General features: G+C 69.4%; 21 protein-coding genes and 1 tRNA gene. 14 read left to right on the top strand and 8 right to left on the bottom strand.

Annotated features, from left to right (window positions below; genetic code table 11):
* Window positions 1–5 precede the first annotated feature (5 nt).
* From B0293_RS08890 to B0293_RS08915, 6 genes are all read left to right on the top strand, one after another.
* Window positions 6–2,945, top strand: coding sequence for an ATP-binding protein (locus B0293_RS08890; RefSeq protein WP_005149692.1), 2,940 nt, complete (start codon window positions 6–8; stop codon window positions 2,943–2,945).
* A 212-nt stretch (window positions 2,946–3,157) separates the two neighbouring features.
* Window positions 3,158–4,009, top strand: coding sequence for an ESX secretion-associated protein EspG (locus B0293_RS08895; RefSeq protein WP_005149690.1), 852 nt, complete (start codon window positions 3,158–3,160; stop codon window positions 4,007–4,009).
* 30 nt (window positions 4,010–4,039) lie between these two features.
* A complete protein-coding gene (locus B0293_RS08900) occupies window positions 4,040–4,483 on the top strand; it encodes a hypothetical protein (RefSeq protein WP_005149689.1) in 444 nt (147 codons plus the stop codon).
* A 10-nt stretch (window positions 4,484–4,493) separates the two neighbouring features.
* Window positions 4,494–6,512, top strand: coding sequence for a hypothetical protein (locus B0293_RS43905; RefSeq protein ID WP_005149687.1), 2,019 nt, complete (start codon window positions 4,494–4,496; stop codon window positions 6,510–6,512).
* Window positions 6,509–6,841 carry a type VII secretion target gene (locus tag B0293_RS08910; RefSeq protein WP_005149685.1) on the top strand — a complete coding sequence of 111 codons (333 nt, stop codon included), beginning with the start codon at window positions 6,509–6,511 and terminating at the stop codon, window positions 6,839–6,841. Before B0293_RS43905 ends, B0293_RS08910 begins: the two co-directional genes overlap by 4 nt.
* Window positions 6,838–7,368: a YbaB/EbfC family nucleoid-associated protein gene (locus tag B0293_RS08915; protein ID WP_039914905.1), complete on the top strand. Its 531-nt coding sequence runs from the start codon at window positions 6,838–6,840 to the stop codon at window positions 7,366–7,368. Before B0293_RS08910 ends, B0293_RS08915 begins: the two co-directional genes overlap by 4 nt.
* An 85-nt stretch (window positions 7,369–7,453) precedes the next feature.
* Here the strand turns inward: B0293_RS08915 and B0293_RS08920 are convergent, their stop codons facing one another.
* The 4 genes from B0293_RS08920 to B0293_RS08935 all read right to left on the bottom strand — a co-directional run bounded on the left by B0293_RS08920 (window position 7,454) and on the right by B0293_RS08935 (window position 11,882).
* Window positions 7,454–8,590 (bottom strand): GGDEF domain-containing protein, encoded by a 1,137-nt coding sequence (locus B0293_RS08920; protein WP_005149680.1) that lies wholly within the window; start codon window positions 8,588–8,590, stop codon window positions 7,454–7,456.
* 293 nt (window positions 8,591–8,883) lie between these two features.
* A complete protein-coding gene (locus tag B0293_RS08925) occupies window positions 8,884–10,146 on the bottom strand; it encodes an MFS transporter (protein WP_005149678.1) in 1,263 nt (420 codons plus the stop codon).
* A 106-nt stretch (window positions 10,147–10,252) separates the two neighbouring features.
* Entirely contained in the window at window positions 10,253–10,942 is a 690-nt protein-coding gene (locus B0293_RS08930; protein ID WP_245191798.1) for a hypothetical protein, read from the bottom strand.
* 115 nt (window positions 10,943–11,057) lie between these two features.
* A complete protein-coding gene (locus B0293_RS08935; protein WP_005149674.1) occupies window positions 11,058–11,882 on the bottom strand; it encodes an SDR family NAD(P)-dependent oxidoreductase in 825 nt (274 codons plus the stop codon).
* A gap of 142 nt (window positions 11,883–12,024) precedes the next feature.
* On the opposite strand from B0293_RS08935, the gene B0293_RS08940 reads away from it, so the two are divergent.
* Together B0293_RS08940 and B0293_RS08945 are read left to right on the top strand one after the other, a co-directional pair.
* Complete coding sequence (locus B0293_RS08940) at window positions 12,025–12,786, top strand: trypsin-like serine peptidase (protein WP_005149667.1); 762 nt, start codon at window positions 12,025–12,027, stop codon at window positions 12,784–12,786.
* A gap of 7 nt (window positions 12,787–12,793) precedes the next feature.
* Entirely contained in the window at window positions 12,794–13,012 is a 219-nt protein-coding gene (locus B0293_RS08945; protein ID WP_005149665.1) for an RNA-binding S4 domain-containing protein, read from the top strand.
* On the opposite strand, the gene B0293_RS08950 is transcribed toward B0293_RS08945, so the two are convergent.
* Entirely contained in the window at window positions 13,009–13,953 is a 945-nt protein-coding gene (locus tag B0293_RS08950; RefSeq protein ID WP_039914900.1) for an Ldh family oxidoreductase, read from the bottom strand. The genes B0293_RS08945 and B0293_RS08950 overlap by 4 nt on opposite strands.
* A 113-nt stretch (window positions 13,954–14,066) precedes the next feature.
* Between B0293_RS08950 and B0293_RS08955 the strand changes: the two genes are divergently transcribed.
* The 3 genes from B0293_RS08955 to B0293_RS08965 all read left to right on the top strand — a co-directional run bounded on the left by B0293_RS08955 (window position 14,067) and on the right by B0293_RS08965 (window position 14,904).
* Entirely contained in the window at window positions 14,067–14,354 is a 288-nt protein-coding gene (locus tag B0293_RS08955; protein ID WP_005149661.1) for a DUF2277 domain-containing protein, read from the top strand.
* A 28-nt stretch (window positions 14,355–14,382) separates the two neighbouring features.
* Window positions 14,383–14,757, top strand: a complete 375-nt coding sequence (locus B0293_RS08960) for a DUF4190 domain-containing protein (RefSeq protein ID WP_005149659.1) — start codon at window positions 14,383–14,385, stop codon at window positions 14,755–14,757.
* A 58-nt stretch (window positions 14,758–14,815) separates the two neighbouring features.
* Window positions 14,816–14,904, top strand: a tRNA-Ser gene (locus B0293_RS08965).
* Between the two features lie 71 nt (window positions 14,905–14,975).
* Here the strand turns inward: B0293_RS08965 and B0293_RS08970 are convergent.
* Window positions 14,976–16,751, bottom strand: coding sequence for an RICIN domain-containing protein (locus B0293_RS08970; protein ID WP_005149657.1), 1,776 nt, complete (start codon window positions 16,749–16,751; stop codon window positions 14,976–14,978).
* A gap of 121 nt (window positions 16,752–16,872) precedes the next feature.
* On the opposite strand from B0293_RS08970, the gene B0293_RS08975 reads away from it, so the two are divergent.
* Both B0293_RS08975 and B0293_RS08980 read left to right on the top strand, forming a co-directional pair.
* Window positions 16,873–17,280, top strand: a complete 408-nt coding sequence (locus B0293_RS08975) for a YciI family protein (RefSeq protein WP_005149656.1) — start codon at window positions 16,873–16,875, stop codon at window positions 17,278–17,280.
* A gap of 8 nt (window positions 17,281–17,288) precedes the next feature.
* Complete coding sequence (locus tag B0293_RS08980; RefSeq protein WP_039914985.1) at window positions 17,289–18,431, top strand: RNA polymerase sigma factor; 1,143 nt, start codon at window positions 17,289–17,291, stop codon at window positions 18,429–18,431.
* Here B0293_RS08980 and B0293_RS08985 read toward each other — a convergent pair.
* Entirely contained in the window at window positions 18,421–18,924 is a 504-nt protein-coding gene (locus B0293_RS08985) for a MarR family winged helix-turn-helix transcriptional regulator (protein WP_039914899.1), read from the bottom strand. The genes B0293_RS08980 and B0293_RS08985 overlap by 11 nt on opposite strands.
* A gap of 535 nt (window positions 18,925–19,459) precedes the next feature.
* Here B0293_RS08985 and ypfJ point away from each other — a divergent pair.
* Window positions 19,460–20,380 (top strand): KPN_02809 family neutral zinc metallopeptidase, encoded by a 921-nt coding sequence (ypfJ, locus tag B0293_RS08990; protein WP_005149643.1) that lies wholly within the window; start codon window positions 19,460–19,462, stop codon window positions 20,378–20,380.
* Window positions 20,381–20,464: 84 nt separating this feature from the next.
* Here ypfJ and B0293_RS08995 read toward each other — a convergent pair whose 3' ends face one another.
* A complete protein-coding gene (locus tag B0293_RS08995; protein ID WP_005149641.1) occupies window positions 20,465–22,012 on the bottom strand; it encodes a M28 family metallopeptidase in 1,548 nt (515 codons plus the stop codon).
* Window positions 22,013–22,026: the final 14 nt, after the last annotated feature.

Consider the following 22,026-nt stretch of genomic DNA (forward strand, 5'->3'; position numbering starts at 1 on the left):
GCATGATGTGGCTTGCCACCCCTCGCCCGACCTCGGTCTCGGTCCGCGCCGGATCGACGGCACTCGTGGGCCGCGACGTCGAGGTCTCGGCGATCGTGAAGATCCTGCTGCGCCGTCCCGCCGCCGTGCTGATCGAAGGCGAACCCGGGATGGGCCGCAGCAGGCTGCTCGAAGAGCTGGCCGGACGCCGCGAGTTCGCGGCCACCCGGGTGCTCTCGGGTGCCTGCCAGCCGATGCGCGAACCGTTCCCGTTCGGACCGGTGCTCGAAGCGCTGCGTTCGGCGGGCGACCGGCCGCTCGGCCCGCTCAGCCCGGTCGCCGGGGTACTGAGACCCTTGCTGCCCGAACTCGCGGAAAGCCTTCCACCCCAACCGGAACCACTCGCCGATCGGTGCGCCGAACGACACCGTCAGTTCCGCGCCGTCCGGGAACTCCTGATCGCCTGCGGGCCCGCGCTCGTCCTGATCGACGACCTCCAGTGGGCCGACGAGGGCACCCGTGACCTGATGCGTTTCCTCGCCTCGGCCATGCCCGCCGAACTGGCCGTCGTCGCGGCCTACCGGACCGGTTCGCCCTCCGGGCCCGGCGCCGGGATCCCGTTCCGCACCCCGCCGAACGTCCAGACCGCCCGCGTGACGCTGGGCCCGCTCGATGTCGAGGCCGTCGGGAAGCTCGCGGAGGAACTGCTGGACCTGCCGCGGGTTTCCGCGGCGTTCACCGCGAAACTGCACGAAAGCACCGCCGGGATCCCGTTCGTGGTCGAGGAGACCCTGCGGGCGCTGCGGGACGCCGCCGGACGGCTGCCGATCGGCGAAGTGCTCTCGGATCGGGTCCTGGAGAGCCTCGAAGTCCCGATCTCCCTGCGTGAGGCCATCACCGAACGGCTCGAAGGGCTGCCCGAACCCGCGGTCCGGCTGGCCCGCGCGGCGGCGGTGCTCGCCGTCCCGTCCGAACCGTCGGTGATCGGCGAACTCGCCTGCCTCACCGGCGACGCGCTCCGGTCGGCACTTCTGTCCACTTTGGATGGCGGGGTACTCGGCGAACTCGGCGGCGACCGCTACGGCTTCCGGCATCCCTTGGCGCGCAAGGCCGTCTACGACACCGTCAGCGGTCCGGAAAGGACCTTGCTGCATTCGCGCGCCATCCAGGTGCTCGCCGCCCAGCAGGTGCCGCCGCTGACCCTGCTGGCGAACCACTCGCGCGCGGCGGGGCGGGCCGAACAGTGGCGCCACTACGCCGAAGCGGCCGCCGACGAGGCGATCGCCCAGGGCGACACGTCACGCGCGATCGACCTGCTCCAGTCCGTGCTGGCCGAGGCGGGACTCGGCGAGGACGACGTCGCCCGGCTGGCCACGAAACTCAGCCAGGTCGCGCTGCGCGGCTTCCGCCCGGACGTCATCGAAACACTGGAGCGGATCCTCGAAGACCTCACCGACCTGCGCCCGAGCGTGCGCGGGACGATCCGGCTCAGCCTCGGGATGCTGCTGGTCCGCACGATCGGGCGGCTCGGCCGGGGCCGGGTCGAGGTGGAGAAGGCGATCGCCGAACTGGTCGACGAGCCGGAGCTGGCCGCCCGCGGGATCAACCTGCTCGCCCAGCCGATCGACGGGCTGACCCCGTTGTCCTGGCACGAGGTCTGGATGGACCGGGCCCGCGACGTGTTCGACCGGCTCGAAGACCCGGAACTGCGGATCGCGCTCCTCGGCGACCGGATCGCCACCCGGGCGCACATCGGCGACGGCTCGGCCTGGACCGAGTTCACCGAACTGCCGGACCAGGGCAACGCCGTCGCCGAACGCGTCCAGCTCGCGCGGCTGTGGTGCAACCTCGCCGACGCGCAATCCTGGGCCGGGCACCTGGCCAGGGCGGAAAAGCTGGTCACGGAAGGGATCCGCCGCGCGACCGACGCCGGAGCGCTCTACGCCGCCGGGCTCGCGCAGGGCACCCAGGTCCGGCTGGACTGGGTGCGCGGCGACTGGTCCGGGCTCGCGGAGACCACCGAACAGCTCCGCGACGGCTATCCCGACCTCGGTCCCATCGTCATGGAGTGCTCGCTCGTCCTCGGTGGGCTGGCCGCCGTCCGCGGGGAATTCGCCGCCGCGCAACGACACCTGACCGCGGCGAGCGTGCACTCGCCGGAGCACGGGCCCATGCCGGTCGTCCTTTCGGCGGCGGGGATCCTGATCCGGGTCCTCCTCGCGACGGACGACGTCGACGGCGCTTGCGCGGCGGCCGACAACGCCGTCGCGGCGGCCCGGCGCAAGGGCGTCTGGGTGTGGGCGGCGGGGCTGGTCCCCGCCGCGGCCGAGGCCTACACGCGCGCCGGACGCTGGTCGGAGGCGGACGCGGTGGTCGAGGAGTTCGCCCGCGGCGTCGAGGGCAAGGACTCGCCGGTCTCCCGGGTCGCGCTGCTGGCGGGCCAGGCGATCCTGCTCGACGCGCGCGGCAAACATCCCGCCGCCGCAACGGTTTTCGACGAGGCGGCGGCGGGCTACGAGGCGCTGCCGATGCCGTATCAGGCCATCGGCGCCCGGGAGCGGGCCGCGCTGTGCCGTCTCACCGCGGGCCGCCTCGACGCGGGACGGCTCACCGCGGGCGACCGCAAGGCGATCGAGGAACTCGCGGCGGCCGCGGAGGCTTACGAGCGGCTCGGCGCGACCAGGGACGCGGGCCGGTGCCGCCACCAGCTCCGGGAGCACGGCGCGTGGGCGCCCTCGCAACGCGGGCGGCGCGGCTACGGTCAGGAACTCTCGCCCCGGGAGCTCGAAGTCGCGCGCATGCTTTCCGACGGGCGGACGAACCGGGAGATAGCGGACGGACTGTTCCTTTCCCCGCGCACCGTGGAACAACACGTCGCGAAGGTCCTGCGGAAACTCGGGGCCCGGTCACGGACCGACGTGGCCCGCCGGATGACGAATTACGCCCCCGCGGCGAGCACCCGGTAGCATCGCCGTGAACGACCGTTATTCCTTTAGGGGCAAGAAAAGTGCCCGATCGGGCATTGTGATCCATTCCATCGGGTTCAGCGCCGTCGGTGTGGTTCCGTACGGTCATGCGCTGTGCTAGTTTGTTTTGGCCATTAACAAAGTCGGCCCCCTCTCCGCAGGTCAGCCGATCGTGACGGGGTACGGCCCCCGTGAGGGAGTAGCGCAGAAGCATGGCTGAGCGAGCCGATTTCGCGCTGGGGACGATCGAGGCGACGGTGGTCGGGCGGGCGCTTGGCGTCGATGCCCGGTTGTTTCCCTTGCGTGTCCAGAACACCTCGATCGTCCCGGAGCGGTACACCGCGATCGTCCGGAAGGTCTACACCGATCTCGAGCAGCGCCGCCTGTCGATCAACGGCGAGCTGAGCCCGGCGGTCCGCACCGCGTTCGCGCTGCTGGGCAACCACCGGATCACCGTCTCGATCAACGGCATCGACGGTCTCGGCCAGGACATCGCCGTCCTCGCCCTCACCGACGGCAGGCAGGCGCTCGGCATCACGCAGGCCCACGGTGAAGACGACCTGCAGTTCGCGTTGTTCTCCGACGACGAGCTGGTCGAGGTCCTCTCCGGGGTGCTGCCGCGGATGCGCCCCGCGTCGACCGGCCGCCGCACCATCGTGCAGCAGGAGGAGCGCGCCGTCTCCGCGATGACCGCGCGCCGTCAGGCCGAAGCCGAGTTCGACGAGGAGGAGACCGACGCGTTCGGCAACCTCCAGTTCACCGGCGTCGTCCGCGCCCGGCCGGAGGCCCCGGCCCCGCGCAACGACGAGAGCGACCTCGAAGTCCTGGAGCAGGTGCTGGCCGGGCCCCGTCTCGGCGGCGGGTACATCATCGTGAGCGGGATCGGCCGCCGCGGCGAGCGGCTCCGGTCGACGCCGTTGAGCTGGCTCGACACCGAAGACGGCCGGTACCTAGTCTGGACCGAGACCGACGAAGCCTCGGGCGCCGTGATCGGTCACTACGACCCGGCCAGTCAGTCGGGCGTGGCGAACGCGATCCGGGACGCCATCGCTGACATCTACTGACCTTCCTGAACCCGGCGAGAGGACCCTCCGTTGACCGAGGAAGCACAAGAACTACAGCCGACAGCGAAGTTCGAGGCGGTGCAGGACCTGCGGCCCACGGCCGCGTTCAAGCCGGCCCTCCAAGGCATGGCGCTGAAGCGTATGGCGATGCAGGGCGGCTTCGCCGTCGACGAGACCACCGGCCAAGAGATGATCCGTTCACTCCAAGGTGTGATCGACAGCCTCGAAGAGCGCTGGAGCGCGCTGACCAAGCTGCAGAAGTCGCCGCCGATGAGCTCCACCGCGACCGCGCAGTGGGTGTCGCAGCACATGCACGGCACCGCGACGGACGCGCAAGGCCTGCTCACCCAGCTCCAGGCCGCTCGCGCCGAGTTCCCGACCTACGTCGAGGCGATCGAACTCGCCAAGCGGAACTACCGCGAACGCGACCACGAGAACCAGCGCAACCTGAAGCAGATCGACACCGAGATCTGAGGAGAGACCCGTGACCGAATCCGAGGAGAAGACGGCGAAGGTCTCCGACCCGAACTCGCCCGACTACGACAAGCTCGACTCGTTCTACGACCCGACGGCCGACTCGTCGTCCGACTACTACGTCGGGCCGCTGGCGGACAAGGCCGCCTCGGGCGACGAGATCCGGGCCGGGGCCTCGGCCGGAACGGACCTCCTCTTCAACCTGTTCGGCTGGGGGAAGACGCCGCTCGCCGGCATGAAGGACCAGTTCACTCAGAAGATGTACGAGGGGCAGCTGGAGAAGGCGCGCGAGGGTCTCGACAAGGACCTGGACATGCGCAAGCCCGGCGACCCGCCGTCCACGGTCTGGGCCAACGCCACCCACGAGCAGATGCAGTCCGCGATCGCGGAGAACGCGGACCCGGCCGCGGTCGGCGAGACCTCCGAAGAATGGGTCCGGGCGGGCAACGACCTGGCCGGTCACCAGCGCAATCTGGCGAAGGCGATCAGCGCGAGCACGGCCAACTGGGAGGGCGAGGGCGGCGACGCGGCCCGCGAACACCTCGCCGGTGTCGGCAAGTGGCTCGGCGCGACGGCGAACGGCGCGACGCTGACCGGGCGGCAGCAGCAGATCCACTCGCAGACCCTCAACGAGACCCAGAAGCTCATGAACGCGAACCCGCCGGTGGCGTTCAGTGTGCAGGAGGCCAACGCCAACCTGCAGACGATCAAAGACCCGCAGCTGTACATGGCGCAGCTCGGGAAGGACCTCGGCACCTTCAAGAAGCAGCAGGACGCGCGCGACCAGGCCGCGAAGGTGATGACCGACTTCGACAGCACGGTCGGCTCGGCGATCGCCACCCCGGCGTTCCCGGCTCCGCCGAAGTTGAAGACGGCCCAGGCGACCCAGCAGTTGCGGGGCACCCCCATGTCCGGCGGCGGCGCGGGCGGTGGCGCGGACCAACCCGCGACGCTTCGCGACCAGATGGCGCCCAACGGCATTGACGGCACGCAGAACCCCAGCCCGTTCAACGTCGGCTCGGACGGTACGCGTCCGGAGGGCATCGCCGCTTCGCTCGACGGGAACCCGCAGGGCGGACCCGGCGGCACGGGCGGTGGCCCCGGCGGCATGAGCCCCTTCTCCTCGCCGAACGGCGGCCCGGCCGGGGGCAATCCCGGCGGCAACCCGGGTGGCGGCTTCCCCGGCGGCGGTTTCCCGGGTGGAGGCGGCCCTGGTGGCGGTCCCGGCGGCGGCCCCGTCACGAACCCGGTCATGCCCAACATCCCGAACGGGCCGAGCGGCGAGAACTACCGCCCGCCGTCGTCGCCGAACATCAGCATGCCCAAGATCGACGACGGGACGCACACCACGGGCTACACCCCGCCGTCCGTCTCACCGCCGTCGTTCACCCCGCCGAACATCCCCTTCCCCGAAAGCGGTGGCCCGCGTCCGGGCGGCGGTCTCCCGTACAACCCGCCGAACATCCCGCTGCCGAACATCCCGGGACCCACCAGCGGCGGACCGAACTCGGTCCCGCCGAGGATCCCGCCGATCAGCCCCCCGAAGATCCCCAACTTCCCGGAGCCCGGCTCCTCCTACAAGCCCACGCCGTACACCCCGCCCAAGATGCCGAACATCCCCGGTATCCCCGGTGGGGGCACCGGCGGCAGCGGCTTCGGCGGCGGCAGTGGCGGCCTCGGTGGCAGCGGCATCGGCGGTAGCGGTGCCGGTGGCTCGGGCGCCAGCGGTCTCGGTGGTGCCGGAAGGTCGACGGGTTCGCTCGGCATGGGCGGCGCCGCGGGCGCGATGGACGCCGAAGCGGCGGCGGCCCGTGCGGCCGGCGCCGGCGGTACCGGCGGCAAGCCCGGCTCCACCGGCATGGGCCCGATGGGCGGCATGGCACCCGGTGGCGCCAAGGGACAGGGCCAGGACGACAAGGAACACAAGGCCGCCGGATACCTCGAATCCGACGACCCGTCGTTCTTCGCGGCCGACGAGGTCGTGGCGCCCCCGGTGATCGGTGACTGGAAGAACAAGGACTGGAAGTGACAGCAGCTTCGTTCGAGGTCGACCCGGACGACCTGACCGCGCACGCGAGCCATCTCGACGGGCTCGTGGACCGGCTGAACACCGCGCACGGCGCGACCGGTTCGGCGATGTCGGCGGACGCGTACGGCCTGCTGTGCGCGTTCCTGCCGCCGATCGTCAACCCGACGGGCGAACGCGCGGCGGAGGCGATCAAGGCGGCGGGCGAAGGGGTCCAGGCGACGGCGGACAACGTCCGCACCGCCGCCAAGTCCTATGTGGATGGTGACAAGACCAACGCGGAACCGTTCAAGGCAGACTTCAAGGCCTTGGACATCGGAGGAAAGAAGTGACGAGGGGTAACGAGCTCGGCGAGCTCATGCTGGATCCCGACGAGGCCCAGCGCAAAATGGACCAGTGGGCCGCGGGCCTGGAGGAGAAGGCCCAGCGCTACGCGGCCGCCCAGGAGCGGACCGAGCAGCTGCGGCTGACCGCCACCAGCTCCGACGGCGCCGTCAAGGTGACCGTCGGAGCGGACGGCGGTGTGACGGCCATCGACTTCGGGAACAAGGCCAGGACGTACCCGATGGAGGAACTGTCGCGGCAGATCCTCGCGACCATGCACCAGGCGCAGGCCGGGATCGCGAACCAGGTCGCCGAGGTCATGCAGGAGTCGCTCGGCGACGAGGACCAGGAGACCAGGGAGCTGATGATCGGCACCCTGCGCAGCCGCTTCCCCGAGATCGAAGAGGAAGAGCCGCCGGGGTCCGAGCCCGCGCCGCCTCCGCCTCCGCCGCCTTCGGACTCCACTCCGCCGGCGCAGGCTCCTCGCGATAGGCGCCACGAAGCTCCGGAGGACGAGGGCAACTCGCCCTGGTAAGACCTTTTCAGTACATGAAGGCCCCCTTCCTTGCGCCTGGCGCAAGGAAGGGGGCCTTCATGTACTTGTGGGCCGGGCGAGCGGGTCAGGCGGCCGCCAGCGAGACGACGCGGTTCCGCCCGCTCCGCTTCGCCTGGTAGAGCGCGGAGTCGGCGACGTGCAGCAGCCGTTCCAGCACGGTCCCGCCGGACGGGTAGACCGCGACGCCGATCGACACCGAAAGCCCTCGCACGGTCCGCGGTCCCGACGCCGTCCCGACCTCGACCTCGATCGCCATCACCGCCTGCCGGACCCGCTCGGCCACCGGGATCACCTCGGTCTCCGTCGCACCGGGCAGCAGCACGACGAACTCTTCGCCGCCGAAGCGCCCGACGGAGTCGTAGTCGCGGACGTGCTGGGAGATCGTCGTCGCGACGACCTTAAGCACGGCGTCGCCCGCGAGGTGCCCGTAGACGTCGTTGACCTGCTTGAAGTGGTCGAGGTCGAGCATCAGCACCCCGAGTTTGCTCTTCGCCCTGGCCGCCGACGAAAGCTCCCGCTCGCTCAGCACGTGCCACGCGTGCGCGTTCAGCACGCCGGTCTTGCCGTCGATGTTCGCCGCGATCTCCAGCTGCCGCACCAGCACACTGCGGTGCAGCACCAGCACGGGCAGCAGGACGAACGGGACCAGCGCGGGCGCGTGCACGATGCCCAGCGCGGTCGAGGTCCCGAGCACCAGGGTGGTGACCTCCAGCAGGTTGTCGTCGCCGGAGCCGAACAGCGAACGCGGCGACCGGGCCCCGGTGTGCAGGTAGACCGAGAACGCCACGATGAACGCGTTGGCCACGGTGAACACCGCCGCCGCCTCGACCATCCGCAGCGAGCCGGAGAACCCGACCGGCAGGCCGTTCCAGCCGGCCACGACCGCTCCCGAGGCCAGGCACGAGAGCACGATGGCCGCCGCGCAGTACACGACGCGGTACGCCGGGCGGTGGCTCATCCCCCGCCACACCCGGAGCCAAAGATGCAGGTAGATGAGCAATCCGAGGGCCAGCGCGAGGCCGGCGGGCAGGACGAGCACCCCCGCGAACGTCCACACCGAAGTCATGTTGATGTGCGGCCGGTCACACAGCGTCCGCCGCAACCGTTCCACCGAACGGGAAAGCTCGGCTTGCAGGAAAGCAAGGCCGAGCAGTGATCCAAATCGGACGAATTCCGTAATCTCGTAGTTCGATCGGAGCAAGGCTATTACGGCGACTGTAGCCGCAAGTCCTTCCACCACAAGAAAAATCGCAGGTACACCACGTGGTCCGGACCATAACTCCCAGTGTCGGACCCAGGCTCTCAGACGTGTACCGGCCCCTTCTCCGGCGAGTTCCACATCCCCCATAATCATCGTCACCGGTCCCCCTTCCGTACATAATTCAATGTATCCGAGGTAGTACTGAGGGTGGCTCGAGTCATTTCCGGAACACACAGATGGAGCAGTGGGAGGGAGGACCATCATGAACGGTCGCGAGGACTGATCCCACCAATTCAGCCGGTTCGGCTCCCGGCCGGGAGCCAGACATCGGGCCCGGTGGCGATGGCGCGTTTCCACGCCATCACCATCGGGCCCGCCGCGGCGACGGCGACCGCGGCGGCCACCCCGACGGCCACGAACGGACCGGTCAACTGGGCGAGACCGCCCGCGAGCATGATCCCGATTCCCTGCACCGTCACCAAACTCGTCGAGGTCAGGCCCATCACCTGTGCCCGGACGCCGTCCGGCACCGCGCGGGCCATCAGCGCGACGGCCTGCAAGTGGTACGGCGCCGCGAAGGCGCCACTGAGCCCGATCAGCGCGAGACAGACCGGTAGTGGAGGGCGAAAGAAGACAAAAAGCAAAGGAACGACGGATGCGATGGCGAGAATGCCGACCATTCGCGTTTTCCGTCGCGCCGGAACCCATTTCGTGAAGATCCACGATCCTATTACCGAACCCACCGGATCCGCCGCGAGAATGAGCCCGACCGCGAAACTCCCCGCCCCGAGCCCGTTGGCGAGCGGTGCGGCGAGCCCTTCCGGCGCGATGGCGAAACCGGCGAGCATCTTCAACCCGAACAGCACACGGATTCCCTTGCCCCGCCACAGTTCTCTGGCGCCTTCGCCGCTGAAAGCCCGTGCCACACGACTTTTCACCGATGATTCCGTGACGGCGGGACCCCGGCGACGCACCCCTGTGGACACGAGCAGCGCGGAGACCACAAAGGTCACCGCGTCGATCACCAGTCCCCAGTAGGGCGTCACGAGCCCGATCACCAGTCCGCCGCCGCCGAATCCGGCCAGCTGTGCCGTTTGGATGGTGATCGTGCGGATCGCGAGCCCGGCGACGTACCGCTCTCCTTCGAGGACGTCCGGGAGCAACGCCAGTTGCGCCGCCCGGAACGGTCCGCCCGCCGTCGTCAGGACCACCAGAAGTACCGCCAGTACCGGCAAAGGCGTCCCCGGCACGGCCATCAGCACCGCGAGCGCCGCGCGCACCAGGTCGCAGACGATCATCACCGTCCGCCGTGGATAGCGGTCCGCCAAACCGGCGAACAAGGTGCCGCCGATCAGCGTCGGCAGATACGTCAGTCCATAGGTGAGCCCGGTCAGCCCTGCCGACGACGTTCTTTCCCAGACCAGCACGGACAACGCGACCCTGGCCAGCTGGTCACCGGCCTGTGAAAGCGCTTCGGCCGCCCACAACGCGCGGAACTCGCCGACCGCGAACGCGGCCTTGAACCCGGTGTCCCGCGCGGAATCCTCCTTCTCCATGAGCCCCTCCCCTTGGCTCACGGTAATGGATCACCTCCGCACTGTCAGCGGCCATCCGGCCGACGACCTGCGGTACTGTCCACTGTGGAGAGATGATTCCCGATGGTCAGCGGCCCTCGCCGTACCCCATCATGCCCTCCGCCATTTCCATCGCCAGCGAACTCGCCACGACGGGATCCATCATGCTCCGAAGGTCCCGGGTGGCCCTGTTCTGCGCCGTGATGTCGGAACGCGGTTCCTCCGTCGGCCGGGTCTCGGCGGGCGGCAGCGCGACCGCCTCCTCCTTGGCGGGCTTCTTCTTCGTCGTCGCGGGCACTCGCTGCTTCACGGTGACCGGGACATAGACGGTCACCGGGGCGGCCTGCGGGGCGGGCTGCGTGGGCTGGACCGCCGGCGGCGCGACCTGCTGGGTCGAGACGGTGGGCAGCGGCCGCTCGGGCAAGGCGGTGTCGTCGACCGGCGCGAGGGTGAACGTGCCGGCGAACCAGCCGATCGCGAGCAGCGCCGCCCCGGCTCCACCGACCAACCAGGACCTGGCCCGGCGATGGATGACGACCGCTTTGGGCCGCAGGTCCTTGTCGACGACCGGCTCGCAGACCGGGGCCCGGACCGGCGCCGGCTCGGGCTCGATCTCGTTCTCCGGGCTGCGCCGTCGTTTCGGCAGGCTCGCCGCGATGATCCCCGTCCGGTCCAGCAACTCGGCTGTCTCGATGGGCACGCTCGCACCGAGCACGGCATCGGTCGGCGTACGGCGCTGGGCGGCGCGCGGCATGGGGACCTCCGGAAGCGGAATCACGAACTTGAGCATTGTGGTGCATTTCCGACGCCGCCGTAAGTAACGCACCCCGATCGAGTTATCCCGAGCCGTCCGGACCACGGAGGGTTACTCCGTTCAGTGGCTTTCCCTTCTGTCAGAGGCGCTTCATTCCCAGGCGCCCCAGCAGCGCGAGCGGCCGCTGGTAAAAGGAGCCGAGCACCCGGGGAATCGCGTCGATGGCATACGCGTCCGGTCCGATGAGGATGCGCGCCGTCCCCCGTTCGATACCCCGCACGATGGTCTGCGCGGCCTTCTCCGGCGTCGTCCTCGCGATCTTTTCGAATCCCTCGGCGGCTTTGTCGATGTCCCGCTCGACGCCGCCCCGCGCGTCGCGGGCGATATTCGTCTTGATGCCACCGGGATGCACGCAGCTGACCTTGACCGGATGCCGGGCGATCAGCATTTCCTGCCGCAGCGCCTCGGTGAACCCCCGCACCGCGAATTTCGCCGCGTTGTAGGCGCTCTGCGTGGGCACGCCGATGAAGCCGAACACGCTCGAAAGGTTGACGATGTGCCCGTCACCGGAGGCGATCACCTGCGGCAGAAAGGCTTTCGTGCCGTTGACCACCCCGCCGAGATTGATCCCCATCAGCCAGTCGTAGTCGTCCCAGGTCATTTCCTCGACCGTCGCGCCGAGCGCGACCCCGGCGTTGTTCACCACGAGGTTGGCGCCCCCGAAATCGACGGCGACCTCCTCGGCGTGCGCGAGAACGGCCTCACGATCGGCGACGTCCAGTTCGTACGCCTTCGCGGTCGCGCCCGCTTTCTCGCACAACGCGACGGTGCCCGCCGCCCGGACGGCGTCGACGTCGGAAAGGGCCAGCCTCGCCCCGCGTCCCGCCAGTTCGATCGCGAGCGCCTTGCCGATTCCCGAGCCCGCGCCCGTGATCACCGCGACCTTGTCCGTGAACGACTTCATACCCGCTCCCAAGTTCGACTGTTACCGGAGGTAACACATACTACGGCTGTGAGCTTGCTGTGCGTTGATCGATTCGGGCTGTGTTCGTGGACCGCTTATGGTGATCTGTAACCAAGAGCCGTGGACGACCGGAAGGAAGGCGATGCGTCGCGCCCTGTTGCTCGTGCTCTGTGTCGTTCTGACCGGTTGTTCCGCCGCGTCCGAGCCCGCCCCGGCCGATCCCGCGGCCCCGACCGCGACGGTGGCGGTCACCCCGGCCGGGCCGCCGATCAACCCGTCGATCGGCGCGCTCTTCCTCGAAGGCACGCATTTCTGCACGGCCAGCGTCATCCACAGCGGTCCGGGAGACCTCCTGCTCACGGCGGCGCACTGCCTCCACGACGGCGAAGGCGGCGAGTACGCGACGGGGATCTCGTTCGCGCCCGGCTACCACGACGGTGTCGCGCCCTACGGCTACTGGGACGTCTCCGATCCGCAGGTTCCCGACGGCTGGGCCAGTTCGTCCGATCCGGACCTGGATGTCGGCTTCGCGACGGCCCGCCAGGCGGGCAGCACGAAAACCCTCGAAAGCGTCACCGGCGCCAACACCCTGCTGACCGGCGGCGGGTTCGCCCACCCGATCACCCTGACCGGCTATCCGGACGAGCGGGAGGCGCCGGTCGTCTGCCACGGCACCAGCAGCCAGGCCGACACCTATCAGATGCGCGTCGGCTGTCCCGGCTTCACGACCGGCACCAGCGGCGGGCCGTGGGTGGTCGACCCCGACCCGGAGACCGAACTCGGCACCGTCGTCGGCGTGATCGGCGGCTATCTGTACGGCGGGGACGATCCGGACACGTCCTACAGCAGCTACTTCGACACCGACGTCGCCACCTTGTACCGGAAGATGGACGCGCGGGGATGATCTCCCCATGAGCATCCACGACGTCCCGATCACCGGTGAGCCGATCCGCCTCGGCCAGTTCCTCAAACTGGCCAACCTGGCCGAAGACGGTTCGCACGCCAAAGACCTCCTCGACGCCGAAGAGGTCACGGTCAACGGCGAGGTGGAGGTCCGGCGCGGACGTCAGCTGACGAACGGCGACGTCGTGGAGGTCGGCGGCGAAGGCGGCCGCGTGGTACTGGCCTAGCGCCCCTGCAACGGGGCCAGGCGCAGCGCCTTCGCGAGGTCTTCGAGTTCGCGGTGCACCGGCTCGTTCAGCGGGACACCCAGCGCCTGGCACTGTTCGAGGTACTGCGCCTCGCGCCAGCCGGGATAACGGACCGGGTTCCCGCCCTCCCAGCCGAGCAGGCTGCCGAACAACGCGCTCGCGGCCTTGTAGAACCCGTCGGCGCTGCGCAGCGTCGTCGGCGCGATGGCCATCACCATCAGCCCGGTGTCGTGATCGTGGTCGCCGACGCCCGAAAGCACCCCGGCGAAGATCTCGACCAGCAGCGCGAAACCGGCGACGGCGGAACTGTCGACGTCCGCCAGGGTGTCCATGTCGAGCACGAACTCCGGGTACGCGCCGGCGGGAGCGGCCATGCCGAGCGGGTTCGCGGCGGTCCCGCGTTCCCCGCCCGCGGCCATGACCAGCCCGATCATGGTGTGCGGCAGCGCCCTCGCGGCGTGGTGCCCGGCGCGGCCAAACGGCCCGACACCGCGGACCGACATGAGCCCGACGCCGTAGCGGCCCGCCCGGGACACCGCCCGGTCCATCGCGTCGCCGACGGCCCACAGGCCCGGCGCGCGGCGGTAGTCGATCAGGGCGGCGGCACCGCGGTCGGCGATCATCAGCGGTTCGGCCCTCGGCCGCACCAGGCCGTTGACCAGCATCGGCAGATGCAGCCGGGTCAGTTCGGCGACCCCCGATTCCGGGGTTCCGGTGAGATCGCCGTGGCACAGCGCCTCGGCGGCCATCCGGGCACGGGACCACGGCAGGTCGTGCGCGGTGAAGACTTCGGTGACGAGGTCGATCAGGGCGTCGATCGGGACGCGCTGCCACACCTGTTCCGGGATCGGGGAAGGCTCGGCCGGTTCGGGGATCGGCTCGACGGGCGCACGGCGAAGAGAGCGGGGTCTGAGGGGCACTCCGCCGAGGGTGCCTTCGCACGTTTTTCGGCGTCAACGAACCAGGGCAGCTTCTAACCGACAGTGTGATCGAAGCGCCCGGAAGCGTCGGTGGGCGGACGTACCATCGGGGCATGTGCCGGAACATCACCACCCTTCGAGGCCTGGAGCCGGCGGCGACGCCGGACGAGATCGAGGCCGCCGCCCGCCAGTACGTCCGCAAGGTGTCCGGGGTGCAGAGCCTGTCCGACGCCACCCGCGAGCCGTTCGAGGCCGCCGTCGCCGAGATCACCGAGATCACCAGGCGGCTGCTGTCCGAACTCCCCGCCCGCCGTCAGCCGCCGACGACGGTGCCGCCGTTGCGCCGTCCTGAGGTTCAGGCGCGAATCGCCGCGAAGGCCGCGAAGAGTCAGGCGTCCTGAACGAAGTGCCGGCGGTTACGGTGAGCCGGTGACATACCCGCAAGACCCCTACGGTCAGCAGCAGCCCTACGGCCAGCAACCCCCGTACGGGCAGCCGTACCAGCAGCCGGGTTACGGATACGGTTACGGCTACGGCGCGCCGCAGCAGCCGCAGGAGCAGGGCCTGGCGATCGCGGCGCTCGTCGTGTCGATCGCCAGCCTGGTCGTCTGCACCGGGCTGCTGTCGCTCATCGGCGTGATCATGGGGCACATCGCGCACTCGAAGGCCAAACGCGGCGAGGCCGGCGGCCAGGGCATGGCGCTCGCGGCGATCATCATCGGCTACATCGGCGTCGCGATCATTCTCGGTCTCGCGCTGTTGTTGGTGATCATCGGCATCTCGACAGACTGGGACTTCGACTAGCGGACTTCGACCACATCCGAAGCGTTCCGGCAAAGCCCCGTCGGATACCCTCGACAGCGGTAGCGTGTCCGAGCGGCCGAAGGAACATGTCTTGAAAACATGCGAGGGCTCTGTCCTCCGTGGGTTCGAATCCCACCGCTACCGCCAGTCTTGACGAACGAAAGCGCCCCAGGTCCGCGGACCTGGGGCGTTTTCGTTCGTGGATCACGGCTTTCGGATCAAGCGGGCACGAGGGCCCAGACGGTCTCGTCGCTACGGCCGCCCGAGAAGGGCCGCTGTTCCAGGATCGAGGCCGTGCCATTGTTGACCTGCCGGACCGCCAGCGAGCTGGCCCGGTTCACCAGTCCGTAGCGCATGTCGGCGCTGCGGAGCAGCTTCCACTGCTGATTCGTGGCCGAGCCGCAGTGCGTCTGTTCGAGCTGCGCGCCGTCCGCGGTGCTGCCGGACACCGGCCGCAGACACTGACCGCTCCGCTCGTTGCTGATCTTCCAGTACCCACCGCCCGCGTCGGTGAGCCTCCACTTCTGGCCGTTGTCGTCCTGCCTGGCCACGTGGGTGATCTTCGCGCCCGCGGACGACGAGCCGTCGACCACGGCCGCGCTGTTGCCGTTGGTGGCGACGGAGAGGTAGTACTTCTTGCCCGCCTGCGGGCCGGGGTCGGCGATGGCGTTCAGCGTCCACTGCTGGTTGGCCGCCCCGGTGTAGGGCTGCTGGACGAGCGGCGCCGGGTACGCGCCACCGTCGGTGACCGCGAAGCCCGTCAGATAGTTGAAGATCGCCACCTTGCCGTTGCCCAGCGGCTGGAACACCCACCGCATGCCGTTCTGGCCGTTGCAGTTGTACTGGAGGATCTGCGTGCCGGGCGCCGTCCCGCTCTGGGCGCTGTCGGCGCACAGCTGGCTGTTGGCGTTGACGAGCTGCAGGCCGGTGTTGTAGCCGAGGATCCACTTCTGGCTCATGGAGTCGGTCCGGGCCCGCTTGCTGAGGTTGACGAGGCCGCCGGTCGCCGAACCGATGACGTCGATGGCGTCACCGTTCGCACCGGTGATGACGTAGGTCTTCCCGCCCCGTGCGTGGCCGTCGTCGTTGTCGGGCGTGTCCTTCTTGATCAGGAAGGCGCTGTTGGCGACGTTCCAGTGCGTGGCGAGCCAGCTGCCGGGGACCGGGTTCGTGCTGAAGTAGTCGTCGTTGCCGCAGTCCAGCAGCCGGTCGGAATCGCGCTGCGGGCAGTCGAAGGACTGGGTGTCGCCGTAACACATCAGATCCCATTCCTGGGAGCAGTGCCCGCCGCCCTGATAGTGCGGAGCCCCCGGCAGGACCGCGCCGAGCATGTGGCCGAGCTCGTGGCCCGCGGCGTTGGCGCCCCAGCAGGGCACGGCGATCTCCGTGTAGTGCCTGCCGTTGTTGAACGCGTTGGCGGGGCCGGGCTGGTCGTCGCTGTCACCCCAGGTGCCGGCGCAGGTGAGCGGGTTGTCGGAGAACAGGATGTAGTCGCGGTCGGCGTTGTAATGCCCCGCCTGGATGGCGCGATCGCGGATCGCGCCGGTCTGGTAGGTGCCGTCCGGCACCACGAGGTTCGCGACGGCGACCTGGCAGCCCGTGCCCGCGGTCGTCACGTACCGGATGTGCCTGCTGGCGCCCGTCACGGCGGCGCTGTCGTTGAACGAGTCGTCCATCCCGGACGCGTAGGCGCGCAGGGACGGCACGACGGTCGCGTACCGGTCAGGCTGGCTCGCCTCACGGACGTAGACCAGCTCGATGCGCTTGCCGGAGACACCGTCGCCTTCGCAGATCACCGGGTTGGCGGCGATCTGCGCTTGGGCGACGGCGGGAGCGAGCGGGGCCACCGGGGTCGCGCCGGGCGGCAACGACTCGGCGGTGAAGTTGACGGAATCGTCGGAGGCCGCCGCTCCCGCGGTCTCACCCGCGAGCAAGCCGCAGATGAGACCGGCGGTCACCAGCACCCCGGCGTAGCGCCGTCTTGTTCTGGACAAGTGCTCTTCCTTTCGCGATGAAGAAACGCACACTTCTCAAACTGTCGCGAGGAAAAGGCTAGAGATCGGATGTATAGACCACCAGGAAGAAAGACCGGCAGACTGCCACTACTCTTCCGGCATGCCCAAGTATCTGCTGCTCAAGCACTACCGCGGCGCTCCGGCGGCGGTGAACGACATCCCGATGGACCAGTGGGCTCCGGAGGAGGTCACGGCGCACATGAACTACATGAAGGACTTCGCGGCCCGGCTCGTCGAGACCGGCGAGTTCGTCGACGAGCGCGCGCTCGCCCCCGAAGGCACCTTCGTCCGGTACGACGGCGAGGGCAAGCCACCGGTCACCGACGGTCCCTTCGCCGAGACCAAGGACCTCATCGCCGGCTGGATGATGATCGACGTCGACAGCTACGAGCGGGCGCTCGAACTGGCGGGCGAGCTGTCGGCCGCTCCGGGAGCGGGCGGGAAACCGATCCACGAGTGGCTCGAACTGCGTCCACTGTTCGCCGCACAGCTCACCGTCACGGAGTGACCGCCGAACTGGACGAGGCACTGCTGCGGAGCCTCACCCCGAACGTCCTCGGGATCCTCTGCCGCCGCGGAGCCGATTTCGCGGCGGCGGAGGACGCCGTGCAGGAAGCGCTGATCGAGGCCGTCCGCGTCTGGCCCGGTGACCGGCCGAAGGACCCGAAGGGCTGGCTCGTCACCGTCGCCTGGCGCAAGTTCCTCGACATGGCCCGGTCGGACGCCGCCCGGCGCCGTCGTGAGGACCTCGTCGACGACGAGCCGGAGCCCGGACCCGCTCCCGCGGTGGACGACACGCTGCAGCTCTACTTCCTGTGCGCGCACCCGTCGCTGACGCCGTCTTCGGCGGTCGCGCTCACCCTGCGCGCCGTCGGCGGGCTGACCACCCGTCAGATCGCCGAGGCGTATCTGGTGCCCGAGGCGACCATGGCGCAGCGCATCAGCCGGGCCAAGCGCACCGTGTCCGGGGTGCGCTTCGACCAGGCGGGCGACGTCGCCACCGTGCTCCGCGTGCTCTACCTGGTCTTCAACGAGGGCTACTCCGGCGATGTCGACCTCGCCGCCGAAGCCATCCGGCTCACCCGGGGGCTCGCGGCCGCGATCGACCATCCCGAGGTCGCGGGCCTGCTCGCGCTCATGCTGCTCCACCACGCCCGGCGCGCGGCCCGGACGGCGCCCGACGGCGACCTCGTGCCGCTGGCCGAGCAGGACCGCGGCGAGTGGGACACGCGCCTGATCGCCGAGGGCGTCGACATCCTGCAAGCGGCGCTGGCCCGCGACAGCCTGGGCGAGTTCCAGGCCCAGGCCGCCATCGCGGCGCTCCACGCCGACGCGCCCACCGCCGAGGAGACCGACTGGAAGCAGATCGTCGAGTGGTACGACGAACTCGCGCGGCTGACCGGCAGCCCGATCGTGCGGCTGAACCGCGCGGTGGCCGTCGGCGAGGCGGACGGACCGCGCGCGGGACTGGCCGCGCTCGCGGAACTGGACGGCTCGCTGCCCCGGCACGCGGCGGTGGCGGCGTACCTCCACGAGCGCGACGGCGATCTGGCGACGGCGGCGCGGCTCTACGTCGAGGCCGCCGGGAAGGCGGCCAACGTCGCCGAGCGCACCCACCTGACGCGGCAGGCCGCGCGGATCAACGCCCTCAGGAAGTGACCGGCGGCAGGCGCGGGAGCCCGTCGATCTCCGACAGGTGGTCGAGCACCCGCCCGAAAGCCTGGCCCAGCACCTGCTGCTCCTCGGGTTTCAGCAGGTCGATCAGATGTTCCCGGACGCCTTCGACGTGCGTCGGCGCCGCGCCCGCCAGCAGTTCCGCGCCGCGTCCGGTCAGCTCGGCGACGACACCGCGTTTGTCCGCCGGGTCGCGGGTACGGCGGATGAAGCCCTCGGCCTCCAGCCGGACCATCTGGTGCGAAAGCCTGCTCTTGGTCGAACCGAGCATGCTCGCCAGCTCCGTCATCCGCATCCGGTCGTCGGGCTGGCTCGACAGGCAGACCAGGACCTCGTAGTCGGCGAGGGTGACGTCGTGCCGCTCGGAGAGCTCACGGTGCAGCCGTTGTCGCAGCCGCATGGTGGCGACGATGTACGAACGCCAGGCGGTCATCTCGGACTCGGACAGCCAGCGTGTTTCCTTCTGCTCCACCGCCATCCACGCAGGGTAGAACGTTGATCGCACAAGGCGCATACCCACCGGTCACTTTTCGGTCCTGAAAAAACCTGGGGAACATTCGCCCGAAGGAGGGTTACGAAAAGGTTGAGACTCGGCGCGAAAAGGCGCATTCTGCTTGTCAGCGGATGGTCGGGCAAGTATCGGGCGCACCGTAGGAAGGTCGCCGGACCTGCTCCCAGCCGGGAAGGGTCAGGTGGTGGTATGGCGGGTGATTCTCGCGGTTGACCGCCTGCTGTGTCCCCGCGACCGGAACGGAAAGGACCGGGTCGGTCGCGACTGCGAACAGCGACGAGCGCGGGTATCTCAGATGCGCTCGACCATTCTCGCGCATTCGGCGTCACTCCGGCCTGTTTCGGGTTCGCGGCCTCAACGACCGCCTCGGCAGTGCCCGGCGCCGGCCCGGTGATCGCGGCCAACCGGCGATCAGAACAAGACAACCTCGGTAGACCTGGGTGCGGCCGCTCTGCGTGGCCGCACCCAGGCATATCCGGGTCCGTCCGGCTACGCTTCCCCCGTGCGATTCGACGAAGGCGCGGGCCTGGACACCTCCGAAGTCGAGGACCTGCGAGGCGGCGGTGGCGGTATCGGCGGCCGGGTGGCACTCGGCGGCGGCGGGCTCGGCGTGGTCGGACTCGTCATCTATTTCCTCATCTCCCAGTTCGGCGGCGTGAGCCTGGGCCCGTCCGCGGGCGGGATCGGCAGCCTCGGCGGCGTGGGCTCCGGGCAGCAGGTGGACAACACGTCGCTGCAACAGGAGTGCAAGACCGGCGCGGACGCGAACCGGAAGCACGACTGCGCGATCGTCGGGATCATCAACTCGATCCAGGACTACTGGGGCCAGGAATTCCAGCGGTCCGGATCGACCTACCGCAAGGCCGTCACCAAGTTCTTCAACGGCGGCGTGAACACGGGCTGCGGCAGCGCCACTTCGGACGTCGGGCCGTTCTACTGCCCCGGCGACTCCAACGTGTACATCGATCTCGGGTTCTTCAATGAACTCCGCACGAAGTTCGGCGCGGAGGGCGGACCGTTCGCGGAGGCTTACGTGCTGGCCCACGAATACGGGCACCACGTGCAGAACCTCACCGGAGTGTCCAAAAAGGGCACCGGGAGCGGGCCGACGTCGGGTTCGGTGCGGCTCGAACTGCAGGCCGACTGCTACGCCGGGGTCTGGGCGAACCACGCGACGACCACGCCGATCGAGACCGGGCGGCCGCTGCTCACCGAGGTCAGCCAGCAGGACATCAATTCCGCGCTGGACACCGCTTCGCGGATCGGTGACGACTACATCCAGTCCAAGCTCGGCGGGGGCCGGGTCGACGAGTCGAAGTTCAGCCACGGCACCTCGGCGCAGCGGAAGAAGTGGTTCACCACCGGCTTCCAGACCGGGCAGCCCGCACGGTGCGACACCTTCGCGACCAACAACCTGGGCTGAAGGGGACTTTCCCCGCATAAGACGCAGTGAAGGGGCCTTTCCTCGCATCGCATGCGAGGAAAGGCCCCTTCAGCTTTTCGTGGATCAGGCGGCGACGGCGCCGTGGTGATCGTCGGCGTGGATGGACGCCTTCATGCTCTTCTGCTTGGACCGCTCGGCCGCGCGAAGCGACTTCGCCTTCGCGGCCTTGCCACCCGGGACACCGTTGATGTTCTCGGTGCTGGTCGCGTACACGCCCAGCGCCCACGCGACGGCGTCGGAGTTGCGGTCGAGCGCGACGCGGTCGATGTTGCCGAGGTTGTCGCACTTCTGGTGGTAGCACTTGTCGTAAGGAACGTTGGCACTACCGCCCCACTTGGCGGCCTGCGCCGCGGTCTTCACGCCTTCGGCGCCGGTGAACAGGCCACCGGCCGGGATGCCGACCGCGATGAACTGGCCGTAGTCGGAACGACCGGTGAAGTCCGTGCCCTCGACCGGGACACCCTTGCCGTTCTGGAGGTAGTCCACCAGGGTCTTCTCGAGTTCGCCGGAACCGTACGGGCCGGCGCCCGCGCCGACACCGTCGGAGTTGTCACCGTCGTAGGCGAAGTACCCCGTGTTCGGCGAGGCGATCATGTCGTAGTTGTAGTACAGCGCGATGTCGAGCTGCTGCTCGAAGGTCAGCGAGTTGACGTAGTACGTCGAGCCGACGAGCCCGAACTCCTCGGCGCTCCACCAGCCGAAGCGGACGGCGTTGTTGGCCTTGGGCTTGCTGCCCAGCTGCAGCGCGGTCTCCAGCAGCGCGGCCGAACCGGAGCCGTTGTCGTTGATACCGGGGCCTTCGGTGACGCTGTCGAGGTGCGAGCCGAGCATCACGACGTTGTCCTTGCGACCGGTCTTGGTCTCGGCGATGACGTTGTAGCTGGTCCGCGCCTCCTGGAAGGCGCGCAGGTCGAGGGTGACCGACGCGCCCGGCTTGGCGGCGAGCGCCTGGCCGTCGGCCTGGGTGATGCCACCGGTCGGGATCTTGCCCGCGGCCGGGTCGCCCAGGGTGCCGTTGACCGGGCCGGGGACGTTGTTGTAGACGATCGCGCCGACGGCGCCCGCCGCGGCGGCGGTCGCCTGCTTCTGCGCGAAGGAACAGCCACCGCGCTGGATCAGCGCGATCTTGCCGGTGACCCCGCCGGCGTAGTCGGCGGCCTCGCAGCCGCTGGTGTCGTCGACCGGGACCACGGCGAGCGGGGCGGTGATTCCCCCGGTGGGCGTGGACGGGCTGTAGGACATGATGATGATCGGGACGTCGGCGCCCGCGACCGTCAGCTTCTCCGCGAGGGTTTCCGCGTAGGTGAACGGGAACTCCTGGCGCGTGACCGTGAAGCCCGCCTGCTCCAGCTTCGTGGCGACGTACTCGGCGGACTTCTTGTGTCCCTCGGTGCTGGCGGCGCGGCGGCCGCCGTTCGCGTCCGAGATCCGCTGCAGGGCGATCAGGTGCCGGTTCACTCCTGCGCCGTCGACCTTGTTGACGAGCTGCTTGGCAAGCGCGGGTCCGTCGATCGCCGGCGCGGCTGTCGCAGCGGGAGCCATTCCGACCGTGAGCGCGGCGGTGGCCATCACCACGATCGAGGGAACAATGCTTCTTCGCGAATATGACATGGGCGTCACCTTTG

The organism is Amycolatopsis azurea DSM 43854, assembly GCF_001995215.1.
GTDB classification, from domain to species: Bacteria; Actinomycetota; Actinomycetes; order Mycobacteriales; family Pseudonocardiaceae; genus Amycolatopsis; species Amycolatopsis azurea.

What these genes read in the sequence shown, in the direction of transcription:
- B0293_RS08890 (WP_005149692.1), top strand. Translation starts at nt 6, where the DNA reads ATGTGGCTTGCCACCCCTCGCCCGACCTCGGTCTCGGTCCGCGCCGGA.
- B0293_RS08945 (WP_005149665.1), top strand. Translation starts at nt 12,794, where the DNA reads ATGAGCATCCACGACGTCCCGATCACCGGTGAGCCGATCCGCCTCGGC.
- B0293_RS08955 (WP_005149661.1), top strand. Translation starts at nt 14,067, where the DNA reads ATGTGCCGGAACATCACCACCCTTCGAGGCCTGGAGCCGGCGGCGACG.
- B0293_RS08895 (WP_005149690.1), top strand. Translation starts at nt 3,158, where the DNA reads ATGGCTGAGCGAGCCGATTTCGCGCTGGGGACGATCGAGGCGACGGTG.
- B0293_RS08985 (WP_039914899.1), bottom strand. Translation starts at nt 18,924, where the DNA reads ATGGCGGTGGAGCAGAAGGAAACACGCTGGCTGTCCGAGTCCGAGATG.
- B0293_RS08975 (WP_005149656.1), top strand. Translation starts at nt 16,873, where the DNA reads ATGCCCAAGTATCTGCTGCTCAAGCACTACCGCGGCGCTCCGGCGGCG.
- B0293_RS08925 (WP_005149678.1), bottom strand. Translation starts at nt 10,146, where the DNA reads ATGGAGAAGGAGGATTCCGCGCGGGACACCGGGTTCAAGGCCGCGTTC.
- B0293_RS08995 (WP_005149641.1), bottom strand. Translation starts at nt 22,012, where the DNA reads ATGTCATATTCGCGAAGAAGCATTGTTCCCTCGATCGTGGTGATGGCC.
- B0293_RS08935 (WP_005149674.1), bottom strand. Translation starts at nt 11,882, where the DNA reads ATGAAGTCGTTCACGGACAAGGTCGCGGTGATCACGGGCGCGGGCTCG.
- B0293_RS08940 (WP_005149667.1), top strand. Translation starts at nt 12,025, where the DNA reads ATGCGTCGCGCCCTGTTGCTCGTGCTCTGTGTCGTTCTGACCGGTTGT.